The 18,475-nt window shown below is 74.0% G+C and carries 12 protein-coding genes; 11 read left to right on the forward strand and 1 reads right to left on the reverse strand.

Annotated features, from left to right (window positions below; translation table 11 throughout):
- The coding region (locus ACH4PU_RS35840; RefSeq protein ID WP_398282147.1) for a beta-ketoacyl synthase N-terminal-like domain-containing protein at positions 1 to 1,139 on the reverse strand (1,139 nt) is incomplete at its 3' end.
- A 665-nt stretch (positions 1,140 to 1,804) separates the two neighbouring features.
- On the opposite strand from ACH4PU_RS35840, the gene ACH4PU_RS35845 reads away from it, so the two are divergent.
- The 11 genes from ACH4PU_RS35845 to ACH4PU_RS35895 form a co-directional block, all read left to right on the forward strand.
- A complete protein-coding gene (locus ACH4PU_RS35845) occupies positions 1,805 to 2,800 on the forward strand; it encodes a proline iminopeptidase-family hydrolase (RefSeq protein WP_398282151.1) in 996 nt (331 codons plus the stop codon).
- Positions 2,797 to 4,002, forward strand: coding sequence for a cytochrome P450 (locus ACH4PU_RS35850; protein WP_398282155.1), 1,206 nt, complete (start codon positions 2,797 to 2,799; stop codon positions 4,000 to 4,002). The genes ACH4PU_RS35845 and ACH4PU_RS35850 overlap by 4 nt, the downstream gene beginning before the upstream one ends.
- Complete coding sequence (locus tag ACH4PU_RS35855; RefSeq protein ID WP_224346787.1) at positions 3,999 to 4,223, forward strand: ferredoxin; 225 nt, start codon at positions 3,999 to 4,001, stop codon at positions 4,221 to 4,223. The genes ACH4PU_RS35850 and ACH4PU_RS35855 overlap by 4 nt, the downstream gene beginning before the upstream one ends.
- A 239-nt stretch (positions 4,224 to 4,462) precedes the next feature.
- Entirely contained in the window at positions 4,463 to 5,410 is a 948-nt protein-coding gene (locus ACH4PU_RS35860; RefSeq protein ID WP_398282159.1) for an ACP S-malonyltransferase, read from the forward strand.
- Positions 5,411 to 5,470: 60 nt separating this feature from the next.
- Positions 5,471 to 5,722 carry an acyl carrier protein gene (locus ACH4PU_RS35865; RefSeq protein ID WP_004951735.1) on the forward strand — a complete coding sequence of 84 codons (252 nt, stop codon included), beginning with the start codon at positions 5,471 to 5,473 and terminating at the stop codon, positions 5,720 to 5,722.
- Between the two features lie 53 nt (positions 5,723 to 5,775).
- Positions 5,776 to 7,443, forward strand: coding sequence for an AMP-binding protein (locus tag ACH4PU_RS35870; protein ID WP_398282162.1), 1,668 nt, complete (start codon positions 5,776 to 5,778; stop codon positions 7,441 to 7,443).
- A gap of 67 nt (positions 7,444 to 7,510) precedes the next feature.
- Positions 7,511 to 9,025 carry an AMP-binding protein gene (locus tag ACH4PU_RS35875; protein ID WP_398282177.1) on the forward strand — a complete coding sequence of 505 codons (1,515 nt, stop codon included), beginning with the start codon at positions 7,511 to 7,513 and terminating at the stop codon, positions 9,023 to 9,025.
- Positions 9,022 to 10,317, forward strand: a complete 1,296-nt coding sequence (locus ACH4PU_RS35880) for a type III PLP-dependent enzyme (protein ID WP_398282165.1) — start codon at positions 9,022 to 9,024, stop codon at positions 10,315 to 10,317. Before ACH4PU_RS35875 ends, ACH4PU_RS35880 begins: the two co-directional genes overlap by 4 nt.
- Entirely contained in the window at positions 10,314 to 10,856 is a 543-nt protein-coding gene (locus ACH4PU_RS35885; RefSeq protein WP_398282168.1) for a cobalamin B12-binding domain-containing protein, read from the forward strand. The genes ACH4PU_RS35880 and ACH4PU_RS35885 overlap by 4 nt, the downstream gene beginning before the upstream one ends.
- Positions 10,853 to 12,304 carry a methylaspartate mutase gene (locus ACH4PU_RS35890; protein WP_398282171.1) on the forward strand — a complete coding sequence of 484 codons (1,452 nt, stop codon included), beginning with the start codon at positions 10,853 to 10,855 and terminating at the stop codon, positions 12,302 to 12,304. The genes ACH4PU_RS35885 and ACH4PU_RS35890 overlap by 4 nt, the downstream gene beginning before the upstream one ends.
- Before the next feature lie 102 nt (positions 12,305 to 12,406).
- Positions 12,407 to 18,475, forward strand: a 6,069-nt coding sequence (locus ACH4PU_RS35895; protein WP_398282174.1) for an SDR family NAD(P)-dependent oxidoreductase, incomplete at its 3' end; no start/stop codon positions are given.

An 18,475-nucleotide genomic window follows, 5' to 3' on the forward strand; every position in this document is an offset into this window, starting at 1 on the left:
CCCAGGTTCGACTTCACCGACCCCAGCCACAACGGCCGTTCCGCCGCACGGTCCTTGCCGTACGTCGCCAGCAACGCCTGCGCCTCGATCGGATCACCCAGCGTCGTCCCCGTACCGTGCGCCTCCACCACGTCCACCTCGGACGGCCGGAGCCCGGCCTCGGCCAGGGCCTGGAGGATGACGCGTTGCTGGGACGGGCCGTTGGGGGCCGTGAGGCTGCTGCTGGCGCCGTCCTGGTTGACCGCCGAACCCCGCACCACGGCCAGCACCTTGTGCCCGTTGCGCAGCGCGTCCGACAACCGCTCGACCACGAGCACGCCGACGCCCTCGCCCCAGCCGGTGCCGTCCGCCGCCTCGGCGAACGCCTTGCAGCGGCCGTCGGCGGCCAGGCCGCGCTGCCGGCTGAACTCGGTGAAGGTGTCGGGCGCCGCCATCACGGTGACGCCACCGGCCAGGGCCAGCGAGCACTCGCCGGCGCGCAGGGCGCGGACGGCCCAGTGCAGGGCGACGAGGGAGGAGGAGCAGGCGGTGTCCACGGTGACCGCCGGGCCCTCCAGGCCGAGGCTGTAGGAGACGCGGCCGGAGACGACGCTGCCCGAGTTGCCGTTGCCTACGTACCCGTCGACCTCGTCGGGGACGTGGGTGAGGCGGGCGGCGTAGTCGTGGTACATCACTCCGGCGAAGACGCCGGTCCTGCTGCCGCGCAGGGCGTGGGGGTCGAGGCCGGCGCGCTCGAGGGCTTCCCAGGACGCTTCGAGGAGCAGCCGCTGCTGGGGGTCCATGGCCAGGGCCTCGCGCGGGCCGATGCCGAAGAAGTCGGCGTCGAAGTCGGCGGCGTCGTGCAGGAATCCGCCCTCGCGGACGTAGGTGGTGCCGGGCCGCTCGGGGTCGGGGTCGTAGAGGGCGTCGGTGTCCCAGCCGCGGTCCTCGGGGAACGGGGTGATGCCGTCGCGGCCCTCGTCCAGCAGCCGCCAGAGCTCCTCGGGGGAGGTGACGCCGCCCGGGTAGCGGCAGCTCATCCCGATGACGGCGATGGGTTCGTGCTCCCTGCGCTCGGCTTCGCGCAGCCGGCGGCGGGCCTCCCGCAGGTCGGCCGTCGCCCGCTTGAGGTAATCGAGAAGTTTCTTCTCGCCTTCCACCCAAGAACCCCCTGAACCCGGAACGCGCCCGGTACCCGGTCTGATTGGTCGCCGCCCGCACCGCCCGGGCGGGGCCCGGTGGTTCCGCGGTGCGGCCGTACCGCTCCCGCTGGTACGGCCGTTCCGCCCCCGTGCTCCCGTGTCCCGGCCGTGACGTGCCGGGCCTTCGCCGGCTTCTTCGCCTCCTGCGAGGGGCCGTCCGCGAACTGCGCGTGCCGGGACGGGCGGTCTCCCGGAACGCTACGGGCGGCCTCTCCGGGGCAGCCACCCTTAGCTCCCCCTAGGTACCCCTATCAGGGGCCGCGGAATGGAAACGTCCGGGTGAATCCCGTGTGGCCGGCGGGGGTCGGCCCGGGATCCGGGAGGGCTTCTTCGCGGGCTGCGGGCTCCGTTCGGCTAAGGGCCCCTAGGGGTTGATAGGGGTCCGTCCCACCACCGCACTGCTATAGCGTTCTCGGCATCGGACGCGGCGAAACGTCCGGCGGCCCGATTTCTTCGGAAGCCGCTCGATCCTGGAAGACCGGAAGGCTCGAAGACCGGAAACCCGGGTGACCGGTAAGAGCCGGTAGAGCCGACGGAGCCGGAAACGAAGCCCGGAGGCCCGGAAGCCACGTCAAGGAAGCCGCGAAACAGCAAGCCGCGAAACTTCGATTCGGGGTAGGAAGATGCCCGCGACACCGATCGTCAAAGGAACCGCCCCTTTCGGCGACCACAAGACCTGGTACCGCGTCACCGGTGACCTGGAAAGCGGGCGTACGCCCGTCGTCGTCCTGCACGGCGGCCCGGGGAGCACGCACGACTACCTGCTGAGCCTGGCGTCCCTGGCGGAGGCCGGCCGGCCGGTCGTGCACTACGACCAGCTCGGGAACGGTGGGTCCACCCGGCTGCCGGACCGCGGCACGGACTTCTGGACCGTGGACCTGTTCCGCGAGGAGCTGGACAATCTCCTGCGGCACCTCGGGGTGGCCGACGGCTACATCCTCTTCGGACAGTCGTGGGGCGGGATGCTGGCCGCGGACCACGCCGCCGACCGGCCCGCCGGCCTGCGCGGCCTGGTGATCGCCAACTCCCCGGCCTCGATGCCCCTGTGGCTGCGGGAGATGAAGGTGCTGCGGCAGCGGCTGCCTCCCGAGGTGCAGGAGACGCTGCTGCGGCACGAGGCGGCGGGGACGACGGACACCGCCGAGTACTTCGCGGCCATGCGCGTGTTCTACGACCGGCACGTGTGCCGCGTCCAGCCGTGGCCGCGGGACTACCTGGCGACGTTCATGGAGATCAACGACGATCCGACCGTCTACCACGCCATGAACGGGCCGAACGAGTTCCACGTCATCGGCAGCCTCAAGGACTGGTCGGTCGAGGACCGGATTCCGCACATCGACGTCCCCACGCTGCTGATCAGCGGGCGGCACGACGAGGCGACCCCGGCGACCGTGCAGCCGTTCTACGACCTGATACCGGATGTCCGCTGGGAAATCCTCGAGGAATCGAGCCATGTGCCGCACCTCGAGGAACCCGAGCGTTTCACCTCCGTTCTCACCGCGTTCCTCGCGGAGCTCGACGGTGCCGGAGGAACAGTAATACCGGGCTCGGCGACGGCGATTCCATCCCTGTCCCCGCCCGGGAAATTGACGGAACCCAAGGAAGGAGCGCTCGGGTGACCACCGCTCATGAGATTCGCGCTTATCCGTTCAGCGAACCGGACCGGCTCGAACTCGATCCGATGTACGCCACACTGCGCGCGGAGGAGCCGCTGAGCCGGGTGCAGTTCCCGCTCGGCGAGCCGGCCTGGCTGGCCACCCGCTACCACGACGTGCGCACGGTCCTGGCCGACCCGCGGTTCAGCCGGGCCGTCGCCAAGACCCGGGACCAGCCGCGCACCCACCCCGACGAGCACCTGGACGACGGCCTGGTCGGCATGGACGCGCCGGACCACGCGCGGCTGCGGAAGCTGGTCGCCCGGGCGTTCACCGGACGCCGGGTGGAGCTGATGCGCGACGACACCCAGCGGATCGTGGACGGGCTCGTCGACAACATGCTCGAACACGGCGCCCCGTTCGACATGGTGGAGAACTTCGCCATCCCGCTGCCGGTCACCGTGATCTCCGAGATGCTCGGCGTGCCGGAGGCCGACCGTCCGCGGCTGCGCGGCTGGTCGGAGGCGATGGTCTCCACCACGGCGCTGCCGTGGGAGGAGATGGAGCGCAACGCCAAGGAGCTGTTCGCGTACATCGGGACGCTGGTCGCCGAGCGCCGCCGCAACCCCACCGAGGACCTGCTCGGGGCGCTGGTGAAGACGCGGGACGAGGACGGCGACCGGCTGAGCGAGGAGGAGCTGGTCATGCACGTGACCGGTGGCCTGCTCATCACCGGCACCGAGACGACCGCCTCGCAGATGCCCAACTTCCTCTACGCGCTGCTCAGCCACCGCGACCAGTGGGAGCTGCTGTGCGCCGACCCGTCGCTGGTACCGCGCGCGGTCGAGGAGCTGGTGCGCTGGATCCCGCTGAACTACTCGGCGATGTTCGCCCGGTACGCCCTGGAGGACATCGAGTTCGGCGACGTCACGGTGAAGGCCGGCGAGCCGGTGGTGGGTTCGGTGGCCTCGGCCAACCGGGACCCGGAGATCTTCGAGAACCCGGACCGGCTGGACGTCACCCGCGAGCACAACCCGCACATCGGCTTCGGTCACGGCCCGCACCACTGCCTGGGCGCCCAACTGGCCCGGATGGAGCTGCAGACGGTGCTGACGACGCTGGTGACCCGCTTCCCGACCCTGGACTTCGCCGACGGCGCGGACGGGGTGGTGTGGAAGCAGGGCATGCTGGTGCGCGGCCCGAAGCTGCTGCGGGTGACCTGGTGAGCCGCTGGTCGGTGGAGGTCGACCGCGGTGTCTGCATCGGCGCCTCGGTGTGCGCCAACTACGCGCCGGGGCACTTCGAGCTGGCGGACGGCAAGTCCCGGCCGCGGGCGGCCGTGATCGACCCCGACGACGCGGTGCTCGACGCCGCGGAGACCTGTCCGGTGGCCGCGCTGGCGGTGCGCGACGCCGACAGCGGCGCCCTGCTGGCGCCCGAGGAGTAGCCCTCCCCCGGATCGGCGGTCTCCCCAGGCCGTCACCCCGGTTCCGGCGGTTTGTCCCCCAGACCGCCGGAACCGCCGGTCGCGCGCGCCGTCCGCCGTGTGCCACTCGCCACGCGCCGCTCAGCACCCGCTGCCCTCACCGCCCCCACCGTCCGCCGTCCCGCGCCCGCGCGGCCGGCCGGCGGGGAGCCCCGTCTGTACGTCCTCGCACGTCCGCTTGTCTCGGAAGGACCGCGCACATGACCACCGCGTCCCGGACCGGTACCGCGATGATCTTCCCCGGTATGGGGCCCACCCCCTTCGCGGAGGTCGGGAAGTTCATGGTCGTCAACCCCTTCGCCCGGAAGCTGGTCGCCGCCGCCGACCGGGTGCTCGGCTACTCGCTCGTCGACCGCTACCGCACCACCGAGGGCGACTACAGCGAGTACGCCCAGGTCGCGTTCATGGTCAACTCGCTGGCGCTGGCCCAGTGGGCGCGGCACACGCTGGGCGTCGAGGCCGACCTGTGCACGGGCCCCAGCTTCGGCGAGAAGCCGGCCGCCGCGTTCTCCGGGGCGCTGGACTTCCCCGACGCCGTGCGCGCCACCGCCGCGTTCGCGCGGCTGCTGGAGGACTACTTCGCCACGGAGTACACGGACCTCGTCACCCACTCGTTCGTCCGCGTGCCGCAGGACACGCTGCGCGAGCTGCTCGGGGAGCTGGACGAGCGCGGCGAGACGTACGAGATCTCCTGCTACATCGACGACGACTTCACCATGCTGACGCTGCGTGAGCACAACCTGGAGTGGCTGCCGGCCCGGCTCCGCGCGCTGGGCGGCATGTCGCTGTACACCATGCGTCCGCCGATGCACTGCTCGCTGTTCAAGGGCCTGCGCGACCGGGCCGAGGAGGAGGTCTTCGGCCCGCTGGAGTTCGCCGACCCGGCCGTCCCGGTGATCGCCGACCAGGACGGTGCGCTGGTCACCACGGGCGAGGGGGTGCGCGCCATGATGCTGGACAGCTGTGTGCGCCCGCTGCGGTGGCCGGCGGTCGTGGACGCCCTGCGCGAGGCCGGGGTCGGCACCGTGTGCGTGGCGGGCCAGGACAGCCTGTTCGGCCGGGTGCGGCGCACCACGGACGCCTTCGAGGTGGTCCCGGCGACGCCGCGGCTGGCGCTGCGCCCGCGTCCGCGCCCCGCGAGCGCCTGACCCCTCCCGAAGACATTCCCCTCGCTTTTCCGTACACCGACTCACCGAGAGGCCATCACCATGTGGGACCAGAAGTTCGAGGACCTGCTGCGCGGGTTCCTGCCGTTCCTGGGCGCCGACGAGCAGCTCACGCAGGACACCGGGCTGCGCGACCTGGGCCTGGACTCGCTGGGCATCGTCGAGTTGCTCGCCGCGCTGGAGGACGCGTACCAGGTGCGCTTCCACGACGACGCGCTCAGCCCCGAGACGTTCGCGACGCCCGGCGTGCTGTGGAAGGCGCTGTCCCGGCTGGTCGCGGACCAGGCCGCCTGAGCGGCGCCGCCGCACGTCCCGGAGCGAACCCAGTGAGCAGCAGAGGAGCAGCGGTGGACGCCACGTTGGACAGCACTTTGGACGCGGCGCTGCACGGGCGTTTCCTGCGCGGAGTGGAGCTCGCGCCGCGCAATGACGCGGTGCGGGTCGGCGCCGACGCGATCGGTTACGAGGAGGCGCACGAGCGGGCCCTGGAGTGGGCGGGCGCGCTGTCGGAGGCGGTGGCGGGGCCGCCGGGCGCGGTGGCGGTGCTGGCGGCGAAGGGCGTCCGCGCGTACGTCGGCATCCTGGCCGCGCTGTACGCGGGCGCCACCGTCGTGCCCCTCCAGCCGGGCTTCCCGGTCGCGCGCACCCGCCGGATGATGCGGGCCGCCGGGGTGTCGGCCGTCATCGTGGACGAGGCCGGCTGGGCGCAGCTGCCGGAGCTGCTGGCGCCGGACCCGGACGACGGGCCGGCGTTCACCGCGGAGGACCCGGGCGCGGCGCTGCCGGTGCTCGCGCCCGGCTGTCCGGCGGGTACGCTCCCGGGCGTCGTACGGATCGAGCCGCGTCCGTCCGGCGGGCTGGCGGCGCCGCGGCCGGTGCGGCCGGACGACGCCGCGTACATGCTGTTCACGTCCGGGTCGACGGGCCGCCCCAAGGGCGTGCCGATCAGCCACGGCAGCGCCGCGCACTACTTCGGCCTCCAGGACGCCCGTTACGACTTCACGCCGGACGACGTCTTCTCGCAGACGTTCGACCTGAACTTCGACTGCGCGATGTTCGACCTGTTCTGCGCCTGGGGTTCGGGTGCGACCGCGCTGTGGGTGCCGCCGGGTGCGTACCGGGAGCTGCCGGCGTTCCTGGCGGAGCACCGGATGACGGTGTGGTTCTCGACGCCGAGCGCGATCGGGCTGGTGCGCCGGCTCGGCGGGCTGGCGCCGGGGGCGCTGCCCGGGCTGCGCTGGAGCTTCTTCGCCGGTGAGGCGCTGACCTGCCGGGACGCGGCGGACTGGCAGGTGGCGGCGCCGGGTTCGGCGCTGGAGAACCTCTACGGCCCGACCGAGCTGACGATCACCATCGCGGCGCACCGCTGGGATGCGGAGCGTTCGGAGCGGATCGCGGTGAACGGGGTGGTGCCGATCGGCCGGGTCAACGACGGCCACGAGCACCTGCTCCTCGACGAGGACGGGAAGCCCGCCGATCGGGAGGGCGAGCTGTGCGTGTCCGGTCCGCAGCGGACGTCCGGCTATCTGGACCCGGGCGACGACGCGGGCCGCTTCCTCGGCCACGACGGCCGTGTCTGGTACCGCACGGGCGACCGGGTGCGCCGCATCGGCGGGGACGGCTCCGACAGTGAACTCGCCTACCTCGGGCGGCTGGACGCCCAGGTGCAGGTCGCCGGCTGGCGGGTGGAGCTGCCCGAGGTGGACCACGCGCTGCGCGGCTGTGAGGGCGTCACGGAGGCCGTCACCGTCGACGTGGCCACGGAGGCGGGCACCGAGCTGGCCGTTTTCTACACCGGTTCCGCCGTGCCGCTCTCGGTGTTCGCCCGGCGGCTGCGCCCGGTGCTGCCGCAGGGGATGACGCCCCGTCACTTCTGGCGGCTGGAGGAGTTCCCGCTCAACTCCAACCGCAAGACCGACCGCGGCGCGCTCCGGGCCCGCGCGCGCGAGCTCCTGAGCGAAAACCCCGACCCCCGTACCACCGGCCCCCGTACCACCAGCACGCCGACGACCTGACAGGAGAACAGCGTTGGACAGCACTCCCGGCTTGGACGGCACCACGGGTGCGGCGCGGGGGGTCCCCCTGCGCGACCACCGTCCCGACAGCCTGGTCCACACCCTGCTGGACGAGGCCGTGGCGTTCTCGCCCTCGGCCGCGGCGGTCGCCGACGCCGAGGGGCGGTGGGACTACGCCCGCCTCGACGCGTACAGCCGCGCCTTCACCGACTGGCTGGCGGAGCGGGGCGTCGGCCCGGGTGACCGGCTGGTCGTCCAGCTGCCCACCACCAGGGAGCTGACCGCCCTGTTCTACGGGGCGTCGCGGCGCGGCGCGGTCTTCGTTCCGCTGAACCCGCACATGAAGCCGTACCACCTGCGGTCGGTCCTGGAGAACGCCGAGCCGGCGCTGGTGGTCTGCGCGGAGGGCGACCGGGCGACGTTCGAGGCGGTCACCGGGGCTCCCGTGCACGAGTTCGGCGGGGTGTGGAGCGAGACCGAGAAGATCGCCGACCGCGGGCCGCGTGCGGAGGCGGCGGTGGACGTCGCCCCGGAGGACCCGGCCGTCCTCGTCTACACCTCGGGCAGCACGGCCGCCCCCAAGGCGGTGATCTGCCCGCACGCGCAGATGGTGTTCGCCACCCGGTCGATGGTGCAGGTGCTCGGCTACCGCCCGGACGACGTGGTGTTCTGCCGGTTCCCGATGTCGTGGGACTACGGCCTGTACAAGGTCCTGATGTGCGCGGCCGGGCGGAGCGCGATCGTGCTGGCGGACGGCGAGTCGGACCTGCGGCTGCTGACGGCCGTCCGGGAGAGCGGGGCGACGGTGGTGCCGATCGTCCCGTCGCTGGCCGCGATGATCGCCACGCTGGCGCGCCGGGAGGAGAACCCGGCGCCGCGGGTGCGGATGTTCACCAACACGGGCGCGGCGCTGCCGCTGCCGGTGATCGAGACGCTGCGCGCGGCGTTCCCCGGGGCCCGGGTGGTACGGCAGTTCGGGCAGACGGAGTGCAAGCGCGTCTCCATCATGCCGCCGGAGGAGGACCGGGAACGGCCCGACTCGGTGGGCCGGCCGCTGCCCGGCACGCGGGTCCTGATCGTGGACGAGGACGGCGCGTCCGTGCCCGTCGGCGAGACGGGCGAGATCGTGGCCGTCGGCCCGCATGTGATGCCCGGCTACTGGCGGAATCCGGAGGTGACCGCGCGGACCTTCCGCCGGCACGCCCCGACCGGCGAACTCCGGCTGCACACCGGGGACTACGGCTCGCTGGACGCGGACGGCTACCTGTACTTCCAGGGGCGCCGGGACGACATGTTCAAGCGCAAGGGCATCCGGATGAGCACGCTGGAGATCGAGGCGGCGGCGATGGACGTCCCGGGGGTGCGGGCGGCGGCGGTGCTGCCCCCGTCGGACCGGCACGACCTGGCGCTGTTCGTGGAGTCCGACCTGGCCCCGCACGTCGTCCTGCGCGAGCTCGCGGGCCGGCTGGAGCAGCAGAAGGTCCCGGCGGTCTGCCGGGTGCTCGCCGAGTGGCCCCTGACCCTGCACGGCAAGAACGAGAAGCGGCGGCTCGTGGAGCTGCTCGACGGGAGCGACCAGTGAGCGGGTACGACGAACTGGCCGAGCGGTACGGCACACCGCTGTACGTGTACGACCTGGACCGGGTGGAAGCCGCGCGCGCGGATCTGCTGGACGCGCTCCCCGAGCCGTTCAGCCTGTTCAGCGCGGTCAAGGCGAACCCGCACCCGGAGGTGCTGCGCGCCCTGGCGACCGGCGGCGACCGGGTGTGCCGGGCCGAGATCAGCTCGACGGGCGAGCTGGCCGCCGCCCTGGAGGCGGGCTTCGACCCGGCGGAGTGCCTGTACACCGGGCCCGGGAAGACCGACGGCGAGCTGGCCGCGGCGCTGGCCGCCGGGGTGCGGCTGTTCTCCGTCGAGTCGCTGACGGACCTGGAGCACGTGGGCGCCGCCGCCCGGGCGCACGGCGTGGTGGCCGACTGCCTGGTGCGCGTCAACAGCGCCTCGGCGAGCGCCACCACCAGCATCCGGATGACGGGGACGCCCTCGCAGTTCGGCGTCGACGCGGAGACGCTGGGCGAGGTCCTGCCGAAGCTGCGCGCGGTGCCCGGCACGGAGATCGTGGGGGCGCACTTCTTCCCGCTGAGCAACGCCAAGGACGAGGACAGCCTCGTCGGGGAGTTCCGGCACACGCTGGCCCTGGCCGCGGAGCTGGGGCGCGAACACGGGCTGCCGCTGCGGTTCCTGGACATCGGCGGCGGTTTCGCCGCCCCCTACGCGGTGCCCGGCGAGCGGCCGGTGTACGAGAAGCTGCGCGAGCGGCTGGAGGACACCCTGGACGAGCTGTTCCCGGACTGGCGGCAGGGCACCCCGCACCTCGCCTGCGAGTCGGGCCGCTACCTGGTGGGCGACAGCGGCGTCCTGCTGACCCGGGTGGTCAACATCAAGGAGAGCCGGGGCCGGACGTTCGTCATCCTGGACGCCGGCATCAACACCTTCGGCGGGATGTCGGGCCTGGGCCGGCTGCTGCCGGTGGCCGTGCAGCCGGCGGACGCCGGGCAGGCCGCGGAGACAGCGGACGGCGAGGGGCTGAGCGCCAGCCTGGTCGGACCGCTGTGCACACCGGGCGACGTCCTCGGGCGCCGGGTCGAACTGCCGCGGGTGGAGGTCGGGGACGTGCTGGCGATCCCCAACGCCGGGGCGTACGGCCCGACGGCCAGCCTGCTGATGTTCCTGGGCCGGCCGGCCCCCGCCGAGGTGCTGGTGCGCGGCGGCGAGGTCGTCTCGGCGTCCCGGCTGGAGCACCGCCGCGCCCCGCTGGCGCCGCTCCCGGAGGGCGCCGCGGACGCGGTACCGGGCGGCGGAGGGGCGGCATGACCCCGCCGCCGCGCGACCCGGGCAGGTCGACGGCGTCCGTGACGAGGGGAGCGCCGGCGGTACCGGCCCCGGCGGGCATCGTGCCGGTGGGCACCGGCCGTGCCCCGGCCGGGCGCCGGCAGACGGTCCTGGTCAGCGGTCTCGCCTCCGACTCGCACACCTGGAACCTGGTGTTCCTCCAGTTGCTGATCGAGGAGCTGGGGTACGACGTGGTGAACCTCGGCCCGTGCGTCCCGGACGAACTCCTGGTGCGGGAGTGCCGGGAGCGCACCCCGGCGCTGCTCGTGGTGAGCAGCGTCAACGGGCACGGCCACCAGGACGGCGTGCGGGTCATCAGGAAGCTGCGCGCCGAGCCGGGCCTGGCGGAGCTGCCCGCGGTCATCGGAGGCAAGCTGGGCATCACCGGCGGCGAGGGCACCGACCATGTGGCGGAGCTGATGGAGGCGGGTTTCGACAGCGTCTTCGAGGACGGCGCGCAGGAGATCGCCTCGTTCCGGCGCTTCATCGGCGGCATACCGCGACGGGCCGCGCTGTCGTGAACGGACGCTTCGGCGAGGCACCGGAGAGCGGCCCGCACCGGCGGCCGGACGGCGTGCCCGGATCGGATACGGCTTCCGTACCGGATACCGCCCCCGCCCCCGTCCCGGACGACGCGCCCGCGCGCCGCCCCGCCGGCGACTTCGGCGCGTTCGTCCGCCGGGCGCACCGGGCCGGGCGCCTGGTGGTGCAGCCGCGCATGGGCTTCGGCGATCCGGCCGCCATGCGCGCGGGCCTGCACGCCACCCGGCACGCCGACGCCACCACCGTCGGCACCCTCACCCTGGACAGCTACACCCGGGTCGGGGACCTCGCCGCGATCGAGACGGCGCTGCGCGAGGGGTCGGCCCTCAACGGCTTCCCCATCGTCAGCTACCCGGTGGAGACGACCCGGGCGGTCCTGCACGGGCTGCACGGTGACGACTTCCCGGTGCAGGTCCGGCACGGCTCGGCGGTGCCGTTCGACATCTTCGTCGCCCTGACGCGGGCTGGGCTGAGCGCCACCGAGGGCGGCCCGGTCTCGTACTGCCTGCCCTACGGCCGTACCCCGCTCGACGAGTCGATGCGCAACTGGGAGCGCGGCAGCACCCTGTTCGCGCAGCTCCGCGAGTGGGGGGCCAGCCCGCACATCGAGACGTTCGGCGGCTGTCTGCTGGGGCAGCTGTGCCCGCCGAGCATGCTGGTGGCGGTCAGCGCCCTGGAGGCGGTGTTCTTCCACCGGCTGGGCATCCGCGACCTGTCCGTCAGCTACGCCCAGCAGACCAACCGCGAGCAGGACCGGGAGGCGGTCGCCGCACTGCGCAGGCTCTGCGCGGAGTTGCTGCCGGAGGCCGACTGGCACGTGGTGATCTACGCCTACATGGGGGTGTACCCATACACCCCCGAGGGCTGCTACCGGCTGCTCGGGGAGGCCGCCGAACTCGCGGTCGGCACGGGCTCGGAGCGCCTGATCGTCAAGACCGTCGCCGAGTCCCGGCGGATCCCCACCGTGGCGGAGAACGTCGCGGCCCTGGAGCACGCCGCCCGGGTGGCGCGGACGGCCCCCGGCCCGCCGGCCGGAAACCCGGACCCCGGGGACACCCAGACGTACGCCGAGGCGCGCGCGCTCGTCGACGCCGTCCTCAACAGCCACCCGGACGTCGGGCACGCGCTGCTGCTCGCCTTCAAGCGCGGCTACCTGGACATCCCGTACTGCGTGCACCCGGACAACGCCGGGCGCAGCCGCAGCTACATCGACGACCGTGGCTGGCTGCGCTGGGCCGACACCGGATCGCTGCCCATCGCGGGCCTGGTGGACGGCCGCCGGTCGCGTCCCGTCACCTCGTCCGACCTGCTGGAGGCGCTGTCGTACGTGCAGCGCAGCTACGACGAACCGTTCTGGCCGGACGAGCCCCGGCCCGTCGCGTCCGAACCCGCCGGCCCGCCCGGGGAAGGCCGGCCCCTGCCCTGACCGGCCGCCGGCGCCCGGCACGTCCCGCCCCCGCACGCCCCGAACCACCCGCACGCCCCGCCCGCCCCGTTCCGCCCGCGGAATTCTTTTGGAGAGCACCGAATGACTGAGTCCGAGAACGTTCCCACCCCGTCCGGTGCCGCGTCGGCCGGGACCGCGGGCGAGCCCGGGGGCGCCCCGGAGACCGGGCCGCGGGCGCGGGCCCTCCTGGTGGAGCGGCTCACCGGACGGACCGCCGCCGAGCAGGAGCGCGTGGTGCTGGAGCTGGTGCACGAGCACACCGTCGCCGCGCTGCGCCGCGCCCGCCCGGACACCAAGGGTCCGGTGGACACCGAACGGCCCTTCCTGGAGCTGGGGTTCGACTCGCTGGCCGCCGTGGACCTGCACGCCCGGCTGACCGCGGCCACCGGCCTGGAGCTGCCCGTCACCGCGGTCTACGATCACCCGACGCCGGCGGCGCTCGGCCGCCTCGTCCGCACCCGGGCACTGGGACTCGCTCCCGAGCCGGTCGCGGTGCCGGCCCGGGAGGCCGCGGGCGACGACGACGATCCGGTGGCCATCATCGGCATGGCCTGCCACTACCCCGGCGGGGTGGACTCCCCCGAGGAGTTCTGGACGCTGCTGGCCGAGGGCCGCGAGGTGCTGTCGGACTTCCCCACCGACCGCGGCTGGGACGTCCCCGGCATGTTCGACCCGGACCCCGACCGGCCCGGCAAGTCCTACGTCGACAAGGGCGGCTTCCTGGAGCGGGCCGCCGAGTTCGACGCCGGCTTCTTCAAGATCAGCCCGCGTGAGGCGCTGGCCATGGACCCGCAGCAGCGGCTGATCCTGGAGACCTCCTGGGAGGCGCTGGAGCGCTCCGGCGTCAACCCGGCCTCGCTGCGCGGCAGCCGCACCGGTGTCTTCTTCGGCGCCGAGGTGCACGAGTACGGCACCCGCGTCCACCAGGCGCCGCTGGGCCTCGACGGCTACCTGATGACCGGCAACGCGCCCAGCGTCGCCTCCGGGCGCGTCTCCTACACGCTGGGCCTGGAGGGCCCGGCCGTCACCGTGGACACCGCCTGCTCCGGCTCGCTGGTCTCCCTGCACCTGGCCGCGCAGTCGCTGCGGGACGGCGAGTGCTCACTGGCGCTCGTCGGCGGCGTCGCCGTGATGGGCAGCCCCGGCATGTTCACCGCCTTCAGCCGGCAGCGCGGCCTGGCGCCCGACGGCCGCTGCAAGGCGTTCGCCGAGGCCGCCGACGGCACCGGGTTCTCCGAGGGCGTCGGCGTGTTCGTCGTCGAGCGGCTGTCCGACGCGCGCCGCAACGGGCACCGCGTCCTGGCCGTCGTCCGGGGCTCCGCGATCAACCAGGACGGCGCCAGCAACGGCCTCACCGCCCCCAACGGCCCGTCCCAGCAGCGGCTCATCCTCCAGGCCCTGGCCAACGCGGGGCTGCGTCCGGGCGACGTGGACGCCGTGGACGCGCACGGCACCGGTACCAAGCTCGGCGACCCCATCGAGGCACAGGCCATCCTCGCCACGTACGGGCAGGAGCGCCCCGAGGGCCGGCCGCTGCGCCTGGGCTCGGCCAAGTCGAACCTCGGGCACACGCAGGCCGCGGGCGGTGCCGCGAGCGTCATGAAGATGGTGCTGGCGATGCGGCACGGCGTCCTGCCGAGGACGCTGCACGTGGACGCGCCGTCCTCGCACGTCGACTGGACGGCCGGCGACGTGGAGCTGCTCACCGAGGCGCTGCCGTGGGACACCCCGGACGGCCGGCCGCGGCGCGCCGGGATCTCGGCGTTCGGGATCAGCGGCACCAACGCGCACGTGATCATCGAGGAGCCGCCGGCCGACGACGCGGGACCGGCCGCGGATGAGGAGGGACCGGCCGCCGACGTCACCGGGCAGTCGGGGCTCCCGCTGCTGCTCAGCGCCCGCACGCCCGAGGCGCTCGGCGCCCAGGCCGCCGGGGTGCTCGCGCTGCTGGCCGGCGAGGACGCCCCGGAGCCGGCGGACGTGGCGTACGCCCTGGCCACCACCCGTGCGGAGCTGGAGCACCGGGCCGTGGTCATGGACAGCGGGACCGCCGGACTGCGTGCCCTCGCCGAAGGCGCCGCCGAGGCGGCCGGCGTCGTCCTCGGCACGGTCGCCGGCGGGCGGCTCGCCTTCCTGTTCACCGGGCAGGGCGCCCAGCGGGCCGGCATGGGCCGGGAGCTGTACGAGACGTTCCCGGTGTTCGCCCGGGCGCTGGACGACGCCTGCGGATACCTGGACCTCCAGCTCGAACGCCCGCTGCTGGACGTGCTGTTCGCCCCGGAGGGCTCGGACGCGGCCGCGCTGCTGGACCGCACCGAGTACGCGCAGCCCGCCCTGTTCGCCGTCGAGACGGCACTGTTCCGGCTGGTGGAGTCCTGGGGCGTGCGCCCGGACGTGCTGGCCGGGCACTCGATCGGGGAGATCGCGGCGGCGCACGCCGCCGGGGTGTTCACACTGGAGGACGCCTGCGCGCTGGTGGCGGCGCGCGGCCGGCTGATGCAGGAGCTGCCGGAGGGCGGGGTGATGGCCGCCCTCCAGTGCACCGAGGAGGAAGCCCTCGCCCTGCTCGACGGCGCCGGGGACGCGGCCGTCGCCGCCGTCAACGGCCCGCGCGCGGTCGTCGTCTCCGGTGCGCGGGCCACCGTCGCCCCGATCGTGGACAAGCTGCGGGAGCAGGGCCGCAAGACCTCGATGCTCAAGGTCTCGCACGCCTTCCACTCCCCGCTGATGGAGCCGATGCTGGCCGAGTTCCGGCAGCTCGCCGAGATCCTCGACTACGCCGAGCCGCGCGTCCCGCTCGTCTCCACCGTCACCGGCCGCACCGCCGGCCCGGGCGAACTCACCGCGCCCGAGTACTGGGTGACCCACGTCCGCGAGGCGGTCCGCTTCGCCGACGGCGTCCGCGCCCTCGCCGACGACGGGGTGACGGCCTTCCTGGAGATCGGCCCCGACGCCGTCCTCACCGCCATGGCCGGCGCCGCGCTCCCCGACGACACCGCCGCCGTCTGCGTACCGCTGCTGCGCCGCAACCGCCCCGAGCGGCCCGAGACCCGCGCCGCACTCGCCCGCCTGTGGACCCGGGGGCACGCCGTCGACTGGACCGCGCTCCACACCGGCGCCCCCGCCCGCCGCGTCGACCTGCCCACGTACCCGTTCCAGCGCCGCCGGTTCTGGCTGGAGGCCGCCCCCGACACCGGCGACGTCACGACGCTCGGCCAGGCACCCGCGGGCCACCCGCTGCTCGGCGCGGCCGTCACCGTCCCCGGCAGCGACGCCACCGTCCTCACCGGCCGCATCAGCCCCCGCACGCACGCCTGGCTGGCCGACCACGTGGTGCTCGGCACCACCCTCCTCCCCGGTACCGCCCTCCTCGAACTCGCCCTGCACGCCGGTGACCACACCGGCACACCGCACGTCGAGGAGCTGACGCTCCAGGCGCCGCTGGCCCTCTCGCCGGACGCGCACACCGATCTGCGGGTGGAGGTCAACGCCCCGGACGCCACGGGCCGCCGCGCCCTGACCGTCCACAGCCGTGCGCACGGCGCCACGCACACCGTGCCGTGGATGCTGCACGCCACCGCGACGCTCACACCGGACGCCCCCGTCCCGGCCGTCTCCGACACGGACCTCACCGCGTGGCCGCCGGCCGGCGCCCGGCCGATCCCCCTCGACGGCGTGTACGAGCGGCTCGCGGCCGACGGCTACCTCTACGGACCCGCGTTCCAGGGGCTGCGGGCCGCCTGGCGGCGCGGCGACGAGGTGTTCGCCGAGGTCGCCCTGCCGGAGGACGCCCACCAGGACGCCGCCTCCTACCTCGTGCACCCGGCCCTCCTCGACGCGGCGCTGCACGCCACCGACCTCGGCCGGGACGACGACGGCAGCGGCGGGGGGCAGACCGCCCTCCCGTTCGCCTGGACCGGCGTCAGCGTGCACGCGACGGGGGCGACCTCGCTGCGCGTCGCCGTCACCACCACCGCGCACGACGGTCTGTGCCTGCGGCTCGCCGACCCGGCGGGCCGCCCGGTCGGGACGGTGACGGAGCTGGCCATGCGGCCGGTGACGGCCGACCAGATGGCGGCGGCCCGCGACGGCGCCGACACCTCCCTGCACGTCGTGGAGTGGACCGCCCTGCCGGTCGCCGAGCAGGCCGCGGACAGCGACACCGCCCCCGCCTGGGCGGCGCTCGGCCCGCGGGCCGAGCAGTGGGAGTGGGCCGGCGCCACGGCGTACGCGGAGTTGGAGGACCTGATCGGCGACCTGCCCGACGTCGTCGTCCTCACCTGCGCGGAGGGCCGGAACGGCGACGGCAGTGACGGCGGCGACGGCGTGGACATGCCGCGGCGGGTGCGCGAAGCCACCCGTTCCGCGCTCGGCACGCTCCAGGACTGGCTGGACGACGAGCGGTACGCCGAGTCGCGACTGGTGGTCGTGACGCGTGGGGCGGTCGGGCCGCGCGGTGAGCGGAACGACGACGCGGACCTGGCGGGCGCGGCGGTGTGGGGCCTGGTGCGCGCCGCCCAGGCCGAGCACCCGGACCGCTTCACGCTGCTGGACTGGGACGGGACGCCGGTCCCGCTCCCCCGGCTGACCGCCGCACTGGCGAGCGGTGAGCCGGAACTGGCACTGCGGGGCGGCGGGTTCACCGTGCCCCGGCTGACTCGGGTGACGGGTCAACACCCGGCGGCGGACGGCCGGTCGAGCGGCTTCGAAGGCTGGGATCCCCAGGACGCCGTCCTGATCACCGGTGGCACGGGCGGACTGGGCAGCCTCCTGGCGGAACACCTGATCACCCATCACAGCGTCACCGACATCACGCTCGCCAGCCGTCAGGGACCTGACCACCCTCAGGCGACTGAGCTGGTGGACCGTCTCACCGAGCTCGGCGGGAACATCACCCTCACCGCGTGCGACGTCAGCGACCCCGCCCAGGTCACTGATCTTCTCGCCGGCATCCCGCACCTCAAGGCGATCATCCACACCGCGGGAGCCCTGAACGACGCCACCCTCACCAACCAGACCCCCCACCACCTGCACACCGCCCTCACGCCCAAAGCCGACGCCGCCTGGCACCTGCACCACACCACCCAGCGCCTCAACATCCCCCTCACCCACTTCATCCTCTACTCCAGCGCAGCCGCCACCCTCGACGGCGCCGGACAAGCCAACTACGCCGCCGCCAACGCCTTCCTCGACGCCCTCGCCCACCACCGCCACACCCACCAACTCCCCGCACAATCCCTCGCCTGGGGACTCTGGGACACCGAGCACGGCATGGCCGGGCAGCTCAGCACGGCCGACGTGCAGCGCATGAACAGCGGGCCCCTGCTCTCCCTCACCACCGAGCAGAACCTCGCGCTCTTCGACGCCGCCCTCACCACCCCCCGTCCTGCTCTCCTCCCCATCCGCCTCAACCCCCACCACACTCCGGCTCCGCCGCTCCTGCACACCCTCCACCCGCCCACGTCCACCCGTCCCACCGCGCACACCGCCACCGCGGCGGCCGTGAGCAGCCACCCGGAGGCCGTGGCCCGGCTGGGCAAGCTGGACGCGGTGGAGCGCGAGCGGGCGCTGCTGGACCTGGTGCGGACCCATGTCGCGGAGGTGCTGCACCACGAGAGCGCGAGCGCCATCGACGGCCGGCGGGCGTTCACCGAGATCGGTTTCGACTCGCTCTCCGCCGTGGAACTGCGCAACCGGCTGAACAAGGCGACCGCCCTGCGGCTGCCCGCCACCCTGGTCTTCGACTACCCGACCCCGGCGGCGCTGGCGGAGCACCTGGGCGACAAGCTGTTCGAGGCCGGACCGGCCGCCGACTCGCCCGCCGCCCCGGCCGCCGCCTCCGGCGCGGCACCTGACGAACCGATCGCCATCGTCGGCATGAGCTGCCGCTTCCCCGGCGGCGTCACCACGCCCGAGGAGCTGTGGGAGCTCCTCGCCGAAGGGCGCGACGGCGTCACCCTGTTCCCCGAGGACCGCGGCTGGAACGTCGAGGACATCTACGACCCCGAACCGGGCGTCCCCGGCAAGACCTACTCGCGCGAGGGCGGCTTCCTGCACGACGCGGCGGAGTTCGACGCCGAGTTCTTCGGCATCTCCCCCCGCGAAGCCCTCGGCACCGACCCCCAGCAACGCCTGCTCCTCGAAGCCTCC

Source organism: Streptomyces sp. NPDC021100, from assembly GCF_044333095.1.
GTDB lineage: Bacteria > Actinomycetota > Actinomycetes > Streptomycetales > Streptomycetaceae > Streptomyces.